This is a genomic window from Micromonospora sp. AP08, from assembly GCF_008085935.1.
Classification (GTDB): Bacteria; Actinomycetota; Actinomycetes; order Mycobacteriales; family Micromonosporaceae; genus Micromonospora; species Micromonospora chersina.
In genome coordinates this window covers 360,874-381,002 of record NZ_VSEZ01000002.1, presented here as the reverse complement: position 1 = coordinate 381,002, position 20,129 = coordinate 360,874, and the positions used below count along the sequence as shown (strand labels likewise).

Here is a 20,129-nt window from a genome sequence, read left to right as displayed (position 1 = left end):
CGCGGACTCCGCCTTCTCGACCCTGGCCCAGTGCCGCCGCGACCATCGCCGGGGTCGGACAAAACCCACTGACTCCACGTGGGCCAGTTCTGGGCCCGGCTTGGCGGCGATGCTCATGGACCGACCGGGGTGGCCAGGTCCATGGTGAGGGCGCTGGCGAGCGCTGGGGGAAGGGAGATGCGGGCGGCTTGACGTTCGGTGGCCCACTCGGAGCTGTCGGGGGATTCGCCCATGACGATGCCGAACCAGCGTTCGCGGTCCTTGACGACCCGAAACATCTTCTCGTCGTGGGTGCCGCCGACGTACGGTTCGTAGACGACGACGGGCCGGCCGACCCGGGCGGCCTGGGAGCCGATGCGGTCGACGCGGCCGGTGCGCTGCTCCAGCGTGCTGGGGTTCCAGTCCAGGTCGTGGTGGATGACATGGCGGCAAGCGTGGTGCAGGTCGACGCCCTCGGCCATGACACTGCTGGCGATGAGTACCTCGGGGAAGAATGGGGTGTTGAACGTCTGCATGAGCGTTTCGCGGGTGGCCGGCTTGGCCTCCCCGTTGACGAGGCGGACGTTGGGTAGAAGCACCTCGCGATCGTGGGAGTGCTCGGCGGTGTCGAAGTGTTCGCTGCTGACGCGGATCCCACCGGTCTGGATGCTGGCGAGGGCGTTCAGCACGTCGTCCCGCTCCTTGTCGACCTGTTGGGCAAGGGCGGCGGCGAAGGCACTGATTTGGTCTGCGAAGGTGGCGCCAGGCGCGCCGCGGTCCAGGCCAGCGAGTAGCCCCTCGATGGTCAGGCTGGGGGAGAGGTCGACATAACGGGTCAGGAACGAGGGCGTACGCATGAAACGGACCGCGACGTCCTGCACCCGTTGCGCCGTCTCGTCGTCGAGTCCGTTGACGTAGCTGGCGACTCGTTTCCGGAAGGCGTCGTACCCGCTGACATCGCTGCGTAGCAGACGCTCGGCGATCGCGTCGACCTCAGCTAGCACGTCGTCGTCGGCGGGCCTCCCGAGGGCCTGCGCGGCCCGGTCGATGATCTCGCGACGGATGGCGCGCGAAATGTGATTGCGCAGCGCACGGCCGGTCTCGCGGTAGAAGCAGAAGACCAGGACCTTCTCGCCGCGCCGCCATAGTTCGACCACGCGGCTAACAGTCGCGGCAACCTTCGGGTGCGCCGCCCAGCCGTCGACGGTGTCGTGCGGCAGGGCGGCCTTGATGCGCTCGACGTACCACCGGAGCTGGTCCTTCGCGGCGGTGGCGGACGTGTCCGGCGTGCAGTCGTCGGCTGTCTCGAGGTCGTCGAGCTTGGCGATCCGCTGGGCTCTCGTGTCGGCGTAGGCCTCGAAGGATGAGGCGAGCCCGTAGGCGTAATAGCCCCGCACCGGGCTGGCTTTACCCGCCCGATGGAGGTTTGCGATGGCCTCGGCGCGGGCGGCGAGCAGGAACGGCAGAACTGCGTCGCCTTCGACGGTCAGGCCGGAACCGGTGTCATGTCCGTCCAGGATCGCCCGGCCGGGGTGGTAGTCGCGACGCTGGGTCCGGCTGGCCCTGGTGTGTCGGATGACCCATGGACGCAGCAGCTTCTCGGCCGATCGGAGCTCGTCGTGGGCTGCGGCTGCGGCTGAGATCGCCGTACGGACGCGCTCAGATTGCCCTTCCTGAACGTCGAATGTGGCGGCGGAGGCAACCTGGGGGGCGTCGGACTCCTCGAGCCGCGACCAGGCCCGTTCCAGCCGCAGTGCAGCAGCACGACTTCGGTTGAGCCCGTTCTGTATTTCTTCCACCTGGTCGTCGAACCGCTCCCGCGCCGCCTGCGACGACCAGCGCACGCCATGGAATCTACGCAAGATCCGGATCAGCTCGTCATGGTTGAGCTGGAACGGTGTGGCGGTGAGGAACAGCATCCTCTCGAACATGTTTCCCAGCGCGCCACGCTCGTCAACAGTGTTGGCAAAGAGGTTGCCGAGCTGGGTCCTGTTCTTGACGTGGTGGGCCTCGTCGAGTATCAGCAGTGGCAGCCGGACATCCAGGCGCTGCAGGGCCCCCTTCCATACCTCGCCAAGTGCCCACTCGAGCTGTGCCCGAGCGACCTTGAGCCGCTCTTCCAGGTTGGCAGTGCGGTAGACAGGAACGGCCGCCAACGCCTGCCGTAGGTCCTCGAGGTTTAGCCCGGATACGGCGTCGAGCAGTGCCGCAGGCACCGGGTCGTCGTCGAGCGGATCCTCGGGTCGACCCCGGTCCCACACCTGCTTCCACCGGCCCGGTTGTTTTTCGAGCAGCGTCGCCACCAAGGCCTCGCCGGCCGCGCCCCGGAACCGGGGTTCCCGCAGCAGTGCGTGGGCATGCTTGGCCAGCACCCGGCGGTGCTTGTCCCGATCGCGGTCGTAACGGGTGGCCTGGCGAAGCAGGGCGAGCCGGATCAGCGGGTCAGTGAGCCTGCCGGTGAGCGCTGTGTGCGTGGCGAAGATGAGGTGCTGGCGCTCCTCAGGGGGGTCGTCGAGCATCTTGAGCAGGTCGCTGCCTCGCTTGACCGGCCGCGACCCGCGCAGCCCGTGGCCGGGCGGGAGGCAGTGCTCGGCGAAGACCTGCCACTCGCGGGGCCACTTCTCGGCGACCGCCGCTGGGACCAGGACGACGACGGGGTTGGCGCGCCCGGTTGCTTCCAGCACGGAGACCGCCACTGCGAGGGCAACGTAGGTCTTGCCCATACCGACCTCGTCGGCGAGTACCACGCCGGGCTGATCAGCCAAGGAGCGCAAGATGGCGTCGGCAGTACGCAGCTGCCGCTCGGCGTCCTGTGTGGATATGCGACGAGCCGTAGCGAGATTGATCCCAGGTTTCAGTGGCCACACTTCGCCAGGGCCTCCTCCACGGCATCGCGGACATATCGGTCAAGGGTGGCGTCCTGCGACGAGGGCAGGCGCTGCGTCTGCTCCCGGATCTGCTCCAGCACCGCCGTCACCTCTCGCGTGATTACACTTCGCTCGTCGACGTTGCGGACGGCCGACCAGTCGACGGCTGCGATGGTGAGAGCGAGTTCGGCGAGCATGAACTGCTTCTCACCGTTGACCATCTGCTCGTCGGACGTACGGACCACGCTCTCGGCAAGGGTGAGCGGGCCGAGCGCCCCGTGCAGTCGCCACCGCACCGCATCGAGGTTGCTCGCCGGCCGTGCGAGCCGTCCCTGCAGCCGCATCAGCGCGAGTGAGGACTGCCGGACACGCTGCATCAGGTGCGACTTGTCGTAGCGCGTCAGCGGATCCAACCCGGTATCCGCGCCAACATCTGCGACCCGCTCGAGTTTGCGTAGCTCCTGCTCGACGGCGATGGGCAACGGTCGTGTCGAGGCGAGCGCGGCGAGCAGGGCATGGACGGGGATCTCCCGTAGCTCGCTGGGGGGCGGCAGAGCACCGCGGTCGTCGATATTCGCGGTCCAGGTCGACTCAACCTCCTGCCCGTCGACGTGCCAACGGACCAGCAGGTAGGCCGGCAGCGGCGTGCCCGGCGCGAGCGGAACCCGTACCTGAGGCTGGATGGCTGTAGACGAGGCCGCGCTGTCGTAGAGACGATGGCCTGCTGGGTCGAGGATCCGCCAGCTGGCGGGCAGCGTTGCCGGATCGAGGGTGAGGGTTGCGGCTGGCTCGGGTCGCAGGTGCAGGAGGCAGTCGACGAAACCGTGCGGCAGTTGGTGCCCGGTGGCCTCGTCCTCGTCGGCCGGCGTCTCCCACTCCTGCGCGTCGGGCACGATCGGGTCGCCCTTGGCGGCGAGAGCCCGCAGAGCCTTGCCTTCGGCCGAGTTCAGTTCGCAGCCGATCCACATGTTGAGCTCCCGGTGTGCGCCTGGGTGTAGGCCCAGGCCGTACCTTGTCACGTTCGACGAGCCGACCATCGCCGCGACCCACGTGTCACTCTGCAGGAGCACGAGCTTGGCGTGCAGTGTCCGCCGCTCTTTGTCAGGCCTCGCATAGGCGGACACCGGTGTGCCCTGATCAATCAGGGATGGCGGTCCCTGCACCTTGCCGGTGAATGGGCTGATGTCGGCGAGGATGGTCAGGTGGCGCTCCTGCGTCGGCCGCCCCGTGAGTAGGCGGCGTACTGCGTCGATGCCGGGCGCGGGCGCCACGTCGTCCCAGAACGGCGAAAGCACGGTTGCCCGCAATGGCTTCCCCCCGCGCCAAACCGCCTCGTAACGGTCGAGCGGGTTGACTTTCGGTCTACCGGGCGCGAGTGCGATGTGAATACCCGCAGTTGGCCAGGCGGGCAGGTCGGCGGCCGCGATGCGCTCGCGAAACAGGGTCAGGGTGGCCAGTGCGCGTGCCTTAGGACCGACCTCCGACGATCCAGGAGCGAGGTCGACGAGGTCTAGCAGTTCGTCGTGCAACTCGATGAAGACCGTCCGTGGTATCTGGCAGTGCTCGTCAAGGTCCAGGGCGAGGCCGAACTCGACCTGCTGCCGGTAGCCGGCGGCGGTGAGGTTGGCCGAGCCGAGCAGCACCCGGCAATGACGCTCCCAAAGCAGAACCGCGGCCTTGGCATGCAACAGACCATCGCCTGGTACGGCGACCGGGAGCAGATCCCAGCGCAGGTTGCGCTTCTGGGTGCGCGTGCTGCGGTCGGCGAGGACGGTCACCTGCGTCTCGGCAAGTCGGTCCTCCTCCTCGAGGATCGAGGCGATGGTGGAGATCCGATCGCCGTCGCCGGTGCCTGTCGAGAGCGACAGGAAGCGGGACAGGCAGTCCTGCGCGAAGAAGTCGGCGTCGAAGGTGAATGTGGTGGCCAGGCATGCCGCGGGTCGGCCAGCATGCTGCGGCGCCGACCAATGCTCCAGCAGCCGCAAGCTCATGACGTAGCCCCGATGAAATTGCGCAGAGTGTGAACGCGTACAGGGTGGACGAAGTTGTTGAGGTCCGGTCGTTCAGGGCTGCCGTAGGGCGGGCGGACGACCCAGCCATCGCGCAGCGGCTCGAACCAACTCTGCTTCCCGCCGGGCTTGCCCGCTTGGACCTGCTCGTGATGGTGAAGTACGAACTCGGCAAGGTCTTTCGGTGAGCGAGGGTAGACGAATTCGCCGAGGCGTTGCTCCAGGTCGATGTCATGGGTTACCTCGGCCACGCGGTCGGCGGCGCGCTTGAAAAGCTCGGGGATCTCGCGGGCGCACCGGCCGAGCATCTCGTCGTCGGCGATGTGTGCGGCGGTGAGTGGCTGGCCGCCAAGCGAGTACGACACGCTGCAGAGCAGGCGGAAGGCGGCGTTGACGAGGACCGCCAGCTTCTCGTAGCTGACCACCGCGTCGATGATCCGGCCCAGCTCTTGGGATGCGTGCTTCCGCACGGCGGTGAGCAGCTGTGGCTCGGTGGCGATGCGGTCGTCGCCCGCCAGCAGGAGGGCGAGTTCGGCGCGGTGCTCGTGCCTCGGGTCGGTGAGAAGCCGGCGCAGCACCGCTGCCTCGGTCGGTGCGGCCTTGTCGGGCCGCAGCGTGGTGGCGAGCCGCCCGAGTAGCTGCGCGCCGGTGGCGACCGTAAGGGACCCCTTCTGCAGCGCCGCGCGCACCTCCTCGTGGACCCGCCGTCGGATCGCCCCGCCCTCGGTGTCGGGGGCCTCGTCGGCGAAGCCGGTCAGGCCGTGGTCGTGCTCCCACGCCCGGACCAGCTCGACGCACCGCTCGGCCGGCGCCAGATCCTTTGTCAGCACACCCGCGTCAACAGCGAACGGCTTGTAGACGCCGTAGAAGCCGAAGACCCGCGGACTGTTGAGGTAGGTCTGTCGGGACAGCCGCTCGCCCCGGTTGATCGCGGTGCGCGTCTTCTGGCTGCCAGGGACGTCGGAAGGGAGGGCTCGCTCGATCCGGCGCACGAACGCCTCGATGAGCAGCCACTCGAAGCAGATGGCCGGTGTGGAGACGCCGTCGTGGGGCTGCTCATCGGCCAAGGACTCCGTCGCGACCGCCCCGACCGCCATTGCGGTGGTAAACCGTACCCAGCGCATCCGCGCCCGCAGCGCTGGCACCAACCGCTCGGCGAGCCGATCGGAGATCGCGCCCAGGCCCATCGGGTCGAGGCTCCCCTCACCGGAGGCTGGCGGGTCGTAGGCGGACACCGCCGGAAGTGTGAGTCCCATCAACGGCATTGCGAGAATCACCCCCAGGGGGATGGATAGGAATGCGGCGGCTCTGCCCGGGCGACTGGTAACGAATCTATCTGTGAGCTACGACAATCCGCGGATGAGCGCGCCCAAGGCCTCAGCCCGGGCCGCTGGTCGGACGGCTTCAGCGGCGGAAATGGCGTGTCGCTGCTGGGGGCACGGGACCTTGGATCGAGCCTCGCCAGGAGGCCGGATATGCCGGCACTGTCCGAAAGGCCCCAGCGATCCGGAGTGGGCTCTACGCGTTGCCGTTAAGGTCGGTGCCCTTCCACTTCCCTCGGCCGGCCGGACGCGGGGTCTGCCGCTGATGCAGCCAGATGGCGTGGTCGAGTTCCCACGGCGTACAGCCGATCTTGGGTGCGGTGGCAATAACATGTGTGCGGGCGTCAGCTGCTGTCGGCAGCGACGAAAGGCCCAAGGCGTCACGGACCCATCGGCGCACCATGGTGTCGGGCTTGATCCGCTGGTCGTCGCCGACGAGCATCCAGAAGTAGTCGAGCCGGACGTCGTTCATGCCGTTGCCGGGCACGCGTCGTAGGTCGGCCTCAACGCTCGCTAGGCGGCCGTCGTCGGTCAGGAGTTCAGCCGCATCCAGCAACGATGTGATCCCGTGGCTGCAGAGCACGTCGGCATACGCGATGACCGCGATGCTCTTGTACGGCGCAAGCCGGTTGCGGTGTGTCCTGTTCCGGCATTGCAGGTCCTCCTCAGCCAGGCGATCGGCGCCGCGCTGGACGGCCCAGTCCCGGAAGCTGCACAGATCCTGTTCGCCCCTCACTTTGGACGACTCACCAACGATGAGATAGCGGTCCCTCAGACCGGCGAGGTCCGCATACCGGTTGCAGATCTCGACGACATGCTCGTACCGCTGGCCGATCGAGTACACCGCGTCGAGGATGCACAGACTCAGGTGTGCCCACCGCCGGGTGCGCGGCTCGACCCGCAGCGCGGCGGCCGCCGCGACGAGCGGGTCCACGGGCGCTGCGACGCGCGAGTCGGCTGGAATCGCGGCCGTGAGCTCGGCGAACAAGTCAGCCGGCATCAGCACGGCCTCAGCGCGGCCATGCGCACCGAGGGCAACGGGCACATGGTCGCCGGCTCGGAACCGCTCGAGGATGCTTGGTAGCCGCACCCTCGCGTCTCGCACCGACAGCGTTTCAGCGATGATCATGCCGGCTCCACATCTGAGGTGAACACATCAATGGTGTACACCTTAAGTGGTAGGCGTGGGCGTGGTCAATGTGGAGCGGCCGACCGCGATGCTGACCCACGTATCCGACCATCGATCCTGGCCTCGGCCTGGCCTGACGGTGTCGTGTCAATCGGATGGATAGGCTGGGTAGTCGCCGCTGGGTAACGTTCCCAACCCTGGCCTATCTCCCGTTGCGCCGGGACCGCATGCTCGGCCAAGCTGATGCAGTCGCTGATCCAGGCCGGAGCTGCCACTTCGGTGGCAGGTCGAGCCCGGCATACCGACGGGCGGCCGACCAGGGGCGGAGGGCGAAGGCAGAGTGAGCGAGTTGGAGAGGTTTGAGTTAGCTCCTGAGCTGCTGGGAATCCATGTCGGCGCCTACAAGAATCTGCGTGATCAGTGGCTCGACTGGGCTGACGGCATGGCTCTGTTCGGGCCTAACGGCGCCGGTAAGACCAACTTCCTGGAGGCGCTGGCGATCCTGCTCGGCACGGACCAGACGCTGCTTCTCGCCCACCCGAGGCTGGCGCCTGTCACCACGAACGGCCTCGGGGTTGTGGCGAGGGTGTCTGCCGATGAGTTGCCGTGGGGGCCGTCGACGCTTCTGCCGGCGAACCTCCCGATTCCATCCGATCTTGCGCGCCGGCTGCCAGCGCTGTCACGAGGGCGGCAGGACGCCGCGTGGTGGCAGGCGATCGGTGTCGGTGGCGGGGACAGCTTCATGGCGGGCCTGGCCGAGCTCGCTCTGCCGGTCGAGGTTCGCGAGTACCTGGAGTCCCAGAGCACCCGGCCCGTGATCCGGTACCGGCTTGTCTCGTTCGCCTTTCAGGTCACGGACAGGCTTGAGGATGGCGATCCGATCGCTATCCGGGTGGAGCGGAGATTCTCGCGCACGTTGATGGGCTTCTGCCCGCCGGAAGTCGTGAAGCGCCTCGCGGACGGCCTGCCAGACGTGTTCGCGCCCCTGCGCACCGCCCTGGCAGCGCCGCCGACTGGACCGGACGGGTACCTCGACATTCTGGCGTTGCCAGACGCTAGCGAGCCGCCAGCGCAGCTTGAGTGGTTGCCACGCAGCCGGCGCAGCGGGGAGGTGTACGAACACCTACGTTCCCGGATGGAGGCTGCAGAAAATCCGGCCGAGCGGCTCGCGGAGAGTCTGGCGGACCTGCCGGCGGCTGTCGGCGACTTCGACGCCGACGGACGCTGGTGGGCGCACGAGGTAGCGGCGGAGGCCGCGTCCGCCGAACTGGCCGTCACGCTCGACCACGTTCGGGTTCAGCTGACGGGGGACCACGCGGACCTCGAGTTCCTCGACATCCGCGGCCAGGAGCCGATCTGCATCGGCCATACGCGCGCCGCCGACGCCCTGGAGCGGTTCTCGGCGGGCGAGCGCCGCTGGGTGGACGAGGCGCTGGCCACCGCAGCCCGGGCCGTGGACCGGTTCGCTGCCAGGGCAGAGTGGCAGGCCAACCTGCTGGACAAGCTCGATGAAGCCGCGGTGATCGAGTCACTGGTCGGGGTCAGCGAGTCGGTGCAGAGCCTGGTAAGCCAGGCGGGCTTCTGGACGGCGGAAGCGAAGGAGCGCCTTTTGGGCGTCCTGGAAGGCCAACTGTTGGCCGCCGCTCGCGAAAGGCTGTCGGAGAACGGCAGCTCATTCGGCCGATTCCTCACCGAGCAGAGCGCCGGGTTGTCCAGCCTTCGTCCCCAGACGGTGGTGCGGGTGTTCGATGAACCGGAAAGCCACCTTCATCCGCAGGCCCAGCGCATGATCGCCGTCGCGCTGGACCGGCTTCGCCTGCGCGGTGACAACGTCGTGCTGGCATCGCATAGTCCACACTTCCTGGACTTACCCGAATGGCGGCTCGTGCACGTCCAACGCACGCCGGAGGGGACCACCATGTCTGCGTTGGCTGCGGCCGACCTTGACGCGCGAAAGGCCTTGGCCGGCCAGATGGGACTGACTCGGGGCGAGCTACTGACCCGGATGTCACTCCTGCTGATCGTCGAGGGCGAACACGATCGCCTCCTGCTGGAGGAACTGTACGGGGCTCGCCTCCAGGACGCGGGTGTGGCGATCATCCGGATGCATGGCACGAGCAACCTGCCGGCGACCGCAGAGATGGACTTCATCGAACGTCACCTCGACGTGCCGATCGGCGTCCTTCTCGACTTCACTCGCCTCGAGAAGGTGGACGACAACCGCATACCGACGAGTCACCTCCATGCGGAAGAGCAGGCACTACGACACCTACGCCGTGCCTGTCGGAAAAACCGACGCCCGATGACATACTTCGGCCTGAGCCGGCCCGACATCGTCGCGTACCTCAACGAGGACGCGATCCGGGTCGACGAGCCCGGATTTCCTGGCTGGACGAGGGTGACGCGCGAGTTTGCTGCGGTCAGCGGACATCTGCGACAGGCGCAGCCCTCTGCAGAGCGCCCCAGTTTCAAGCCGTGGCTGGAAAAGAGGTTCGGCGTCGACCTGACACGTACCGACCGGGTGCGGCAGGTGGTGGAGCGGATGGTCCAGGAGGGCCTTCCTGCCGGCGCGGAACTCACGAAGGTAGTGCGTGAGGTGGAGCGGAAGGCCGCCGCCGGGCGGTGGCCAGAACAGCCTGCGGCCGGGCCCGCTCACTGAGCAATGCCGTCCAAGGCGTCCGAAGGCCACGCCAGCGGTGCAGGCGGCGGGAGCAATTGTTGGCCCGGACCCTGATCTGGAACGCCCGGCGCCTTCTCTGTCGTTGCCCACGCTGGCCTCCCGTCCCTTCTCCCCGGTCACCCAACGCTATGGCCGACCGAAGGCGGGACCATGACATGCACGAGGTAGCACCTGACAACCTGCGGCACCTCTGCCGCTCGACGGGGCAGCCGAAGCATCGACCAGTGCGCCAGTGCCTACGCTCGTCGCCATTCAGTTCACAGTCGTCGATCCTCCACCAATGTACCGCCAGGGCGCCAGGTGGTCCTTGCTGGTGGAGCCGCAGGTCCGCCTGGCGGGCTGCCGTCCGTTGACGTCGACGATGACCGCGGTGCGGGTGCGCTTGTGCGCGTCGATCCCGATGACCACCATGGGTGGTGTCTCCTTCTGACTGAGGGAATGCGGGCCGGTCGGTAGGCAGATCCCAGTCGGGCGCTGACACGCTCCTCTCAAGCCATACCGGCCGGTCCTTCAGGTCAGGAAGGCCGCAGAGGGCACAACAGCCACGAAGGCAAGTAACAGGTAGAGCGATGCTGCCGGACCCTTCGAGCGTGACACTGGATCTTACGGTGTTTCCGGCCTGACCCGCCGGGCGTAGTGCCGGGCGAGGAAGGTGCCGTGATGACCGCGACACTGAACGATGTGGCCCCACGGAAGAGGAAGCCTGAGCCGTCGGCGGAGGAGCAGGCCGCCGCGGAACTGGTCCGGCTGTCCAAGGAACAGGGTTTGTCGCTGACCGGCCCGGACGGGCTGCTCAAGCAGCTGACCAAGTCGGTGCTCGAGACCGCGCTGAACGAGGAGATGACCGAGCACCTGGGCTATGAGAAGCACGATTGGGCCGGCGGCGTCGGGCAACGCCCGCAACGGCACCCGCTCGAAGACGGTGCTGACCGAGGCGACTGGTCATGTCGAGATCGACGTGCCCCGTGATCGGGCTGGGACGTACGAACCGCAGATCATCCGTAAGCGGCAGCGCAGGTTGTCCGGGGTCGACGAGGTCGTGTTGTCGCTGTATGCCAAAGGGTTGACGACCGGGGAGATCTCGGCGCACTTCGCCGAGATCTACGCGGCGTTGGTGTCGAAGGAGAGGATCTCCCGGATCGCCGACAGAGGTCATCGAGGAGATGACCGACTAGTCCCACCGGCCCTTGGACGAGGCCTACGCGGCGGTGCTCATCGATGCCATTGTGCTCAAGGTCCGTGAGGGGCAGGTCGCCAACCGGCCGTTCTACGCCGCGATCGGGGTCACCTTCGACGGGACAAGAAAATCCTCGGTCTTTGGGCCGGCGCCGGCGGTGATTGCGCCAAGTTCTGGATGAGCGTGCTGACCGACCTGCGCAACCGCGGCCTAAAGGACGGGTTCTCCCTCGTCTGCGACGGCCTCAAACGTACTACGCAGGCATGGCGCAATACGAGCCAAGTAGGGCTCAGGTGCCTTTGGCGCCATGGCATCGGGAACACGCCTTACCTTCTGAATGATCGCTGATCGGGCAGGCACCGCATGACGGACAGACGTACCGGTTTGGAACGGTTCGAGCCCAGCATGGAGACGCGAGTGCGTCACGTCCGAAGATGCGCTCGACCCACCCGATGCCACTGACTTCTGGATTGGGCACGTCACGGGTGGGCTCAAGAATCGCTATCCGCGACTGGCAGCTGCCGCACCTCTCGTGCCCCCACCTAAAGTTGCAGCTTCGACAGGTGATTGAAAAGATGTCGCTTGATCGAGTTACTTGCTCCGGACCAGCTGCTACGCCGCAGCCAGGGCAGCGCAGAAGGCCCCGCACCTGCTCCGCCGCTGTCTCAAGAGCTTCACGAAGCTGCGTGATCGCCGTCGCGATATCTCGTTCCCAACCCCGCCTGGCTGTGGCCTGCTGCTCCAGGACAGAGAGAACGCTGTCCAGCCTGGTCTGTTCGATGGTTGTGAGTGGCCGGCGCATGCAGATGTGATCCAAGCCCGGGCGATCAAGAAGCGGCGGTAGGCCCTCTTGGGCGATCTTGGATTCCCAAAGGTAATCGATCAAACGGCGCGGAAGCTTTCCGTGAGGTAGCCGGATCTCGGGCGGGTAGGCGGCGAGGGCAGGCTCCAGCGTGGCGATCGAGACGGCGCGTGCCACTCGCTCGAGGCTGGTGGTCTCGAGGGGAGAGACGGGGACGCCGACGAGCGTCGAGCGCCCATGCTGCCCGTCGGGTCCGCTGGAGAGTGCCGGAAGCGATAGGTCGGGTACGAGGCCCCGGACATGCTCCGATGACGCGAGGAAGACGACAACCGTGGGACCCACGCTGGCACTTGACAGACTCCGCCAGCGCTCGCGGATCTCAGACTCATCAGCATCGGGGGACAGAAGGTCGAGCAGCGGAACGAACCTCGTACGCACACCGGCAGACTCGACGATGGTCACGCCCGTGTGCTCGCGGTGAATCGTCACTGGCCCCCAAGGGCCGTCGAGTGAGGCGGGCTGATCGGGCAGAGATATCTGGCCGGCGGTTGGAACGCATGCGAGGTTGTCGAGCGATCGGGCGATGAGGCCCATGACGTAGTCGTCGAAGAGGCGGTGCCGGGCACCAAGCCGTTCGTGTCGGGCGTCGGTCGACTCGCGTTTCGTTTCTGGGCGCTCGTACTCTCGCCACACGATCCCCGCCGCGTGGTAGTGCCGGTCGTTGTCCGTGACATTGGTCCGCCGGAGCGAGCGCTGCCCAGTGCGCCGCCCGCGGAGGAGGGTTGCGAGTTCGCTGCCTCGGAGGGTCTGGACTCGAGTGAGCAGTTTTTCCAGCGCACGCAACGTCTGGGTCGCCTGGCCGGTGGGTTTACTCGCGTTGATCGCCTCGGCGCCCCAGAACCTGTAGAGGCGGTCCAGCCGCAGGCGCGTGCCTTCGTGCCGAGCGCGTTCGAGGTCTGCGAGGTCCTGCTTCAGGCGGCGAAGAAGGTTGATCCGGCTGCGGAGGTCGCCGTCGAGGATCGGGTGGATCAACTCAACGACCATACGGTTCTCGTACAGGTCGGCGTCTTCGGTCCGTGTGATAGCCAATGCTCGGCGTGGGATCGGTCCGGCCAAGGTGCGAGCCGCCCAGTCCTCGGTGTGCCCGACCAAACGATCGATCGCCCGGCGGGCGGGCCGCTTGACGCGCGCGACAGGCAGGAGTTCCGCTCGTTCGCCAAGGCGGGTGATGAACCGACTGCACACGCGCGCGATCGACTCGATGTGCTGCTTCAGCACCTGCTCACGTTGCTGCAGTTGGAGTGTCTCGTCGTCGTGGCTGGCGAGCAACTGGCACGACGCTAACTCGGTCCACATGCCTGACGCGCAGGCGTCCGTCAGCGGCTTCTCCAGCGTCGCCAGCGCGTCCAGATCGGCGGAGGTGATGTCGTCACGGGTATGGGCACCGGCAGCCGCGGATGCAGTGTCGAGGACATGGTGGCCGTCGTCATACCACCTTCCTGTCCAACCCTGGGCGGCAAGGCTGAGGGCACCAGAAACGCGATCGACAGCTCTTGTCATGAGCCGAACCCGCCTCGAAGCCGTTCGGCTTCCTTCCGAACCTTTTCGATCGTCTTGGTCGGAGGGCTCGTTCTGTCGAAGCTGCGCCAGGCTTCATCAATGCGATCTGCCAAGCTATCGAGGCTGTCAGGCTGGACGCCGAAGCGGTCCTCCAGTTTCCGCACCAGCTTGGTCGCCACCACGTGGTCGAGTGCTTCGGTAGGCGTGCCACCGGCAGCGACGACGACGGGCAGGAAGCGGTCGAGTTGCCGCACGAGACGGTTGCCCCACCCTACTCCGAAAGTGGCGAAGGACTGACGGAGGCTGTCGTCCAGAAGTGACTTCGCCCGGGCCACTACGTCTTCATGCGCGTTTGCGGCGTCGTGGAACAACTCCATGAGAGCGTCAAAGGAAACAGGGCCCGTCTCGGGTCGGCTCGAGAGTCTGAAAGGCTGGTGGAGCGACGGCAACTCCTGGACGTGCGCTCGGTCGTAGGTCTTGTCTGCAAACGCCACGGTCGTCTCGTCGTGGTTGGCTGTACCGACGAACCAGACGTTTGTCGGCAGTGGGAGTCGGTTGCCGTAGAACTCTCGTGGCAGGTTGTCCAGGGGACTGGTCAGGAGGTCGAGGTATCCCGCCTGATCGATCGAGTTCTCTAGGACCGAGAGCATCGTTCCGAAGTACTGCTCGGGATGCGCGAGGTTCATCTCGTCGAGGACGATCACCATGGGGCGGTCGGCGTTGGCTGGGAGGAGCGCACGGTAGAGCGCCTTGGTGAACTCGCTCTCCGCGAATCGCTTCTCAAAGGCGTTGTAGTACCCGAAGAGGTCGTCCTTGTCACGCCAACCCGCTTGGACTTCGACGATTTCGACGGCGTCGTCGCCGCCACTCAGCGCCTTGAAAAACTCGCGCGGCAGACTTGTCTTCCCGGTCCCGGAGATTCCTTGCAGCAGGTGGAGCCTGTTCGATGCTAGACCGGCCAGGAACAGGCGGACGTCTGTCTCCGTGAAGTAGAAGCCGGCCGAGTGCGCCATCTGGTGGCGAAGGTCGTCCGCAAGTGCGGCGAGGGTGTCTGGTTGGCGTAGGTACCGCTTTTCCTGCAGATCCGGGTCATGGTCGTACGCGGAGCACGCTGGGAACGGGTCATTGGATCCGACCTTCGACTGGAGTTCCTCCCACTCCGTGCGCTGTTGCTTAATCGACTGACGCAGCGTCTCGTTCTGTGCCGCGAGCGCATCGCGCTGATCCCTCAGGACCTCGAGCTCTCCGACGTTGATGAGCTGATAGCGCAGCTGCCGGTCGAGTTGGTCGCGTTCGCGCCTTAGCGCTTCCGCCTCCGCCTGTGCTTCCTCGGCGCGGGCGGCGCGGGAGCGCAGTTCGTCGATCTCGCTGGCTGGTGGGCGGCGAGAGAGCTCGTCGAGCAGCCTCTGGCTATGCTCGGCGAGTTCGTCGATGCGTGCGTTGGCGGTTCGCGGGTCGCCGCCGTAGCGGGCGAGGACGGTTCGAAGCTCCGCGCGCTCCCGCTCGAGCGCTTCACGTCTCGCACGTTCAAGCTCGTAACGGTCCCGTGCAATGTCGCGTTCCTCCTTTACGGAGGCCACCTCCATGCCCAGTCGGTTCTCGAACTGATGCCCCAGCATCGCTTGCTTCGCCTCAGCCAGTTGTGTGTTGGCCTCTAGCCTGGCCTCGCGCTCGGCGAGCGCGTTCTCTCGGGAGTAGAGCTTCGCACGCTCTTGCGATAGAGCATCGACCTGATCCTGGACGGCTTGCTGCGCCGCCTCTCGAATCTGATGTGCCTGAGCTCTCGCTTCCGCGAGGATCTTCTGAGCCTCGGTGTTAGCCCGGTCCTCAAGCGACGAGTTCTGCTCAAGAAGCTCCGCGTGCCTCCTCTTGAGGTTGTCAAGCACGCTGCGGTGCTCGTCGGCAAAGCCTTCCCGCGCGGCGAGGCGAGCCCTCTCGATTTCGGCTTCCCTCTGCGCGAGCTCGGCGTCCATCACGGCAGCGAGCTCTTCACGCTCGGCTAATGCCTGCGCACGATCGGCGAGCTTCGCGCGTTCCTCCTCGGCTGCCCTCTGCGCGGCCTCCGCACGGGTCCGCGCCCTTTTCCATGCGTCCTCGTGGGTCTTGGCAGAGATCCACGCGTTGCGAAGACGCGTAGCGTTGATCGCCTCGTCGTTTGGCGACGTCTCCTCGGCCTTAGCCTCGGCTAAGAGATCAGCAGGCGGGGTCTCGGCAGCGGCGATACCGCGCTCGACCTCGTCGAGTTTGGCCTTGTCGCCTGCATCGCGGTTCCTACTCGGTTTGGCCACCAGCGACCACCTCCTGGCTGTTCTGCAGTTGCGCGCATAGGTCGATCACGCTTTCGGCAAGCTCCTCCAAGGAAGCCTGCAGGCCGTGTCGGACCACATCGACCCACCGCGCAGTAACGTCCGCGAGCTCCCTGAGCCACTCTGCGTCGATCTCGAGGAAGGCTGGGTCGCTGGCGAGTTTGAGGACCGCCTCCTCGACGCTGCCGAGTCCGGCACGCATGAGGGTGTTCGCGCGTTCTCTCGACAGGCCCAGCTTCTCAATCAGTTGGTCCCTGCTCGCCTCATCGGCCGAGGTCTCGAAAGAGTCACGGCGCGCGGTGTACCAGCGCTGGTCGCAGGCCCGGCGCAACGCTAGCTCTGCTCGGCTGATGAGGTGATCCCGGTCCGAGCGGCTGGCTCGCCACTCCGCGAGCGCTTCATGAAGCTCATCAATGGCTGCAGCGAGCGGTGTTCGTTGCTGGCGATCTGGCCGTTTCGTCGCCGGGACGTTCTGGAGCCAGCGCCGCGCCTGCTGGTTCTGCGCTGAGAACCTGCTCAGTGCCTGGGTGAGTGCGACATGCGGCGTACCGAGCGATGTCATCACGGCGGGGCCCGAGCTCGTCTGCATCAGAGGGCTCATGACCAGGCATCGCTCCGCGTCGCTCACGAGCACCGTACGCCGGTTGGGGTCCTTTGAGGCGCTGCTGAAACGCGCAAGCTCAATACTGGTTGGCACTCTCGGCTCGGGCGCCTCGTTGTCGAGCAATAAGCAGTGAATCAACACTGGGCGGCCCGCGGTTCCGGCCTCGTGTGTTCCCACAAACTTTCGCTCATAACGCATATTCTTCTGTGGTGCGTCAGTCGCCGGCTCCGGCCAAAGTTCCCCCGTCGCGAGATCGCGATAGATCCAGGTAACGGATGACTTGCCCGTACGGATTTGTCCGCCTGGCGAATACTTGAGCTTGTCGGTGACGATCCGAGCCTGCAGATTCTGGACGAGGTCAACCGGGATCTGCAATAGGTCGCTGATACGTTCGCTGGACGTCTCGCCCGCCATGCGAAGCTGGAGCACCGTTTCGAGCAGGATATCGCTGGAGATCGGTGTGAGCTGCTCAACGACCACGCGCCAGCGGGCTGCGGGTGTGAGGACGGTGTGCCTTGTCGAGCGGACCCAACGAGAGAGTTCCGACAGGGTGTAGACGGGCAGTTCACGGACGTCGACGGAAGCCATGTTCACCCCCCGTCAGATCGAAGAATGCGTGGAGTGCAGGTACCGCCTCGCGTGCCTTGTCTGTGCTGTACATGTCGGCGTCGCCGACAGCGATGAGAAGTCTGCGCTGGCGGCTCATTGCGACGCAAAGACGGTTCGGTAGGACGAGGAAGCCGAATTGCGGCCTCTGCCGTGACCCTGTTCGCTTGGACCGCGTTGTCGAGAGGAACACGACATCGAACTCGCGCCCCTGGAACGCATCGACGGTCCCGATCCTCACACGGGGCAGCCCGCGTGAGGACCACAACGCGGGGTACGAGGAGTTCAACGTGTCGTCCTTGCCTGCGAGTCCGGCTTCGCGCATCTCCCGCCAGATTGCTGCCTCCTGCCCCTTATAGAACGTCACGACCCCGAAGGTGAGGTCGTTGCTCTCCTTGAGCGCGTCCTTGAGTTCGTTCACGATGACGGTGGCCTCAGCGGGTCGGCTGAAGCTGCTCCCTGAACGGACCTCGGCGCCTGACTCCGGTGGCACGTCGAGCCAGCCGCAGGCAGCGCCCGAATACTTCGAGAGTCCGTGCGCAAATCGTGCCTCGTCGGAGAATCCGTTCGTGACGTGCTCTCCGTACGGGGCGTAAAACTGCTGGTTTATGAACGTGCCGAGCACCGGATGCATGCGGTATTGGCGGTCGAGGGTGATGACGCGCTTCTGCCCGTCCCGGCGTTCTGCCTCCTGCAGCTTCGTGAATAGGCGCTCGAACAACGACCGGCTCAGCACATTCCTCACCACCACGGAGTCATGACGGGCCGAGATCTTCGGTTCGATCGTCTCGTCCAGCAGTTGAGGCAGCTGACGATGGTCGCCGACGAGGATCGCACGCCCACTGGCCAGAGCGAGCGGGATCATGAGATCGAGCGGGTTCGCGCGGGCTGCCTCATCAACGATGACGGTGTCGAAGGGAACTGATTGAACGTCGCGCATCGAGCCGGAGACGGACTGCTGGCAGGTTGCGGCGAGCGCGCGCGTGTGGGCCATGATCGAGTCCTGGACGGCCGCGGGTTGGCGTTCGACGACGTCCCGGAAGCCGGCAACGACCCGATCGATCGAGGTAACCTGCACGTCGACCTGTCGCTGTGCTTCGTTCTGGGCGCGCTGAAGAATCGCGTCCACTTCCGGGAAGCGTGAGACGAAGCCAGCCCGGGCGCGGCTGTCCAGCACGCGGTCTATGACGCTGTCGCGGATGGCTGCCATGGTCTTGATCGCGTCGTCGATGGTGAGGTCCCCGCATGCGGCGGCCTCGAGGTTCCGGCGTTGTTCGCCGTCGAGGGTGTCGTGGAACGACTGCGTCGTGAGGGCGGCACGAGCATTGTCTGGGCCGTCATCCCCGTACCCGGCAGCTGTGGTCCGCAGTCTCCTAGCGAGGGCGAGGATCCGCTCTTGGTTCACACGTGCGCCGGCGGCGCCGAGTTCGTAGGTGAGTCGGCGTGCCGCTCTGCCGGCGTCGACGGCGATCGCAGCACCCACAAGGTCGACATGTCGTTCGAGCCAGCCGAGAAGTTCGACGGTCTCGGAGACGTTCGGGTTGACCTTCAGGTAGTAGTCGGTCCGGTCCGCGAGCTCGCGCTGCGCCCGAAGCAGGTCGCTGGCATGGGACGTGCCGTGTCTGCGCTCGAGCCGTTGGATGAGGTCGTGTGTCCACGCGGCAAGGTGCGATTGATCCTCTCGTCCGTCCTGCCGGCCAAGTTTGACTGGAGGTAGGGTCCCGTCGTCCGCGGCCTGGACGAGGTTCGCGACCGCGTCATGCTGGTAGCTCGTGAGCAGGACGCGATGAGTTAGGGCGGACTCGCCGCGGTTGATTTCCGCGAGTCTCGCTTGGATCGCGGCGACGACGCGGGTCTTTCCCGTGCCAGGAGGGCCCTGAATCAGGGCGACGTCCGGCGAGTTGATTGCCATGTCGATAGCTTGTAGCTGTGCGGGAGTTGGCTGACCGCCGAGGATCTCTCGAACCCGTGTGGACATGGGGGAGTGCAGGCGACGGCGGCCAATCGGGATGGGCGACTTGTCGCCGAGGATTGTCGCCAGTTGGCGCACAGGCACGGTTGCGCCACCGGCTATCGCCTCTCGGGCCCTACTCCGGCGTTCGATCCGGACTTTGTCGAGTGTGAAGGCGCCCGCCACGTGCCCGCTCTGGGGGAGCTCGACGTGGCCGTTGTCTGCGGATGGGCTAATGACGATGTTGCCCTGCTGGGTTACGCGGCCCAGCCCGATGATCACTTTGGCCGTGGATGAGCCTGCGGCATCCACGGTCTCGTCGAAGGCGACTCTGGCACCGGTCTCGAGCCCGACGGTCTCCGAGCCAATCCGGTCACGCAGGGCATCCGATCGCAGATGCGCACGCAACTCGAATTCCCAACTGCCGTCGGCCCGACGGGCTACGCGGTCATATGGCGCCCAGCCGATATCCCGAGCGGCGGCCGCAGCTGCGTTTAGCTCGAGTCGGTTGTACTCGTCCCAGATCGCCAGGTAGGCGTTGTTCTCTTCGGCGAGCCGGCGCAACTCCTGCTGCTGGACATACGAGAGCGGCGCCGTGCGCGAGACGTCCCTGAACCGGATCTCTCCCCGCACAAGCAGGAGTCGACGTTCGGCGCGTGGCTGGTCGCGAGCGAATCGGGAGGCGACGAGCCGGTCGTCAAGACGTTTGACATCCAACGCGAACCCAGCGCCGACGAGCCGGAACGCTTCGTTCTTGTCGTCGCGCGTCCCGGAGGTCGCTACTACGACGGCCAACGGATCGGGGCCCGCGAGGCAGATCGTATCCGTCAGCCAGTCGATGACGTCAGTGGAGCCCTTCAGCGATCGGTTGACCCTCCGAGCAGTCTCGACGATCAGGTCATCGACCCCGATTTCCCGTAGCTCGGCCCAGTGCTGGACGCCGTCGAAGGTGAGGACGCGAAGGACCACGTCGGTGCCCGGTTGAAGGAGTTCGACGACATAGGTACCCGCGGACGCCACGGTCTGCAGCCACTCCAGATCGTCTCGCTCGGGCGGGTCGCACATCCATGAGGTCCCGTCCGCTGTCAACAGGACTCCTGAGCCGGAGAAGGACAAGCGAACCCGCTGGCCAGCCGC

General features: G+C 66.1%; 10 protein-coding genes and 1 pseudogene. 2 read left to right on the top strand and 9 right to left on the bottom strand.

Going from position 1 to position 20,129, the window contains the following annotated elements; genetic code table 11:
• Window positions 1-113: 113 nt before the first annotated feature.
• From FXF50_RS04930 to FXF50_RS04915, 4 genes are all read right to left on the bottom strand, one after another.
• The gene (locus FXF50_RS04930) at window positions 114-2,744 is read right to left on the bottom strand and encodes a helicase-related protein (protein WP_148426012.1); all 2,631 of its coding nucleotides are present in this window, start codon (window positions 2,742-2,744) and stop codon (window positions 114-116) included.
• 89 nt (window positions 2,745-2,833) lie between these two features.
• Window positions 2,834-4,837 (bottom strand): hypothetical protein, encoded by a 2,004-nt coding sequence (locus tag FXF50_RS04925; RefSeq protein ID WP_148426011.1) that lies wholly within the window; start codon window positions 4,835-4,837, stop codon window positions 2,834-2,836.
• The gene (locus tag FXF50_RS04920; RefSeq protein WP_148426010.1) at window positions 4,834-6,090 is read right to left on the bottom strand and encodes a hypothetical protein; all 1,257 of its coding nucleotides are present in this window, start codon (window positions 6,088-6,090) and stop codon (window positions 4,834-4,836) included. The genes FXF50_RS04925 and FXF50_RS04920 overlap by 4 nt, the downstream gene beginning before the upstream one ends.
• Before the next feature lie 283 nt (window positions 6,091-6,373).
• A complete protein-coding gene (locus FXF50_RS04915) occupies window positions 6,374-7,306 on the bottom strand; it encodes a type II toxin-antitoxin system Phd/YefM family antitoxin (protein WP_148426009.1) in 933 nt (310 codons plus the stop codon).
• A gap of 340 nt (window positions 7,307-7,646) precedes the next feature.
• Here FXF50_RS04915 and FXF50_RS04910 point away from each other — a divergent pair, with 340 nt between their 5' ends.
• On the top strand, window positions 7,647-9,965 hold the full coding sequence (locus FXF50_RS04910) for an AAA family ATPase (RefSeq protein WP_148426008.1): 2,319 nt from the start codon (window positions 7,647-7,649) through the stop codon (window positions 9,963-9,965).
• Window positions 9,966-10,238: 273 nt separating this feature from the next.
• Here FXF50_RS04910 and FXF50_RS29175 read toward each other — a convergent pair whose 3' ends face one another.
• Entirely contained in the window at window positions 10,239-10,397 is a 159-nt protein-coding gene (locus tag FXF50_RS29175) for a hypothetical protein (protein ID WP_187399526.1), read from the bottom strand.
• Window positions 10,398-10,646: 249 nt separating this feature from the next.
• On the opposite strand from FXF50_RS29175, the pseudogene FXF50_RS04905 reads away from it, so the two are divergent.
• Window positions 10,647-11,412 (top strand): annotated as a pseudogene (locus FXF50_RS04905) (IS256 family transposase); the annotation flags it as partial.
• Window positions 11,413-11,452: 40 nt separating this feature from the next.
• Here the strand turns inward: FXF50_RS04905 and FXF50_RS04900 are convergent.
• The 4 genes from FXF50_RS04900 to FXF50_RS04885 are packed head-to-tail and all read right to left on the bottom strand — an operon-like array spanning window position 11,453 to window position 20,081.
• A complete protein-coding gene (locus FXF50_RS04900; RefSeq protein WP_148426007.1) occupies window positions 11,453-13,525 on the bottom strand; it encodes a hypothetical protein in 2,073 nt (690 codons plus the stop codon).
• On the bottom strand, window positions 13,522-15,813 hold the full coding sequence (locus tag FXF50_RS04895; protein WP_148426006.1) for an AAA family ATPase: 2,292 nt from the start codon (window positions 15,811-15,813) through the stop codon (window positions 13,522-13,524). Before FXF50_RS04895 ends, FXF50_RS04900 begins: the two co-directional genes overlap by 4 nt.
• On the bottom strand, window positions 15,797-17,023 hold the full coding sequence (locus FXF50_RS04890) for a hypothetical protein (protein WP_148426005.1): 1,227 nt from the start codon (window positions 17,021-17,023) through the stop codon (window positions 15,797-15,799). Before FXF50_RS04890 ends, FXF50_RS04895 begins: the two co-directional genes overlap by 17 nt.
• Window positions 17,001-20,081, bottom strand: coding sequence for a DEAD/DEAH box helicase (locus tag FXF50_RS04885; protein WP_148426004.1), 3,081 nt, complete (start codon window positions 20,079-20,081; stop codon window positions 17,001-17,003). The genes FXF50_RS04890 and FXF50_RS04885 overlap by 23 nt, the downstream gene beginning before the upstream one ends.
• Window positions 20,082-20,129 lie beyond the last annotated feature (48 nt).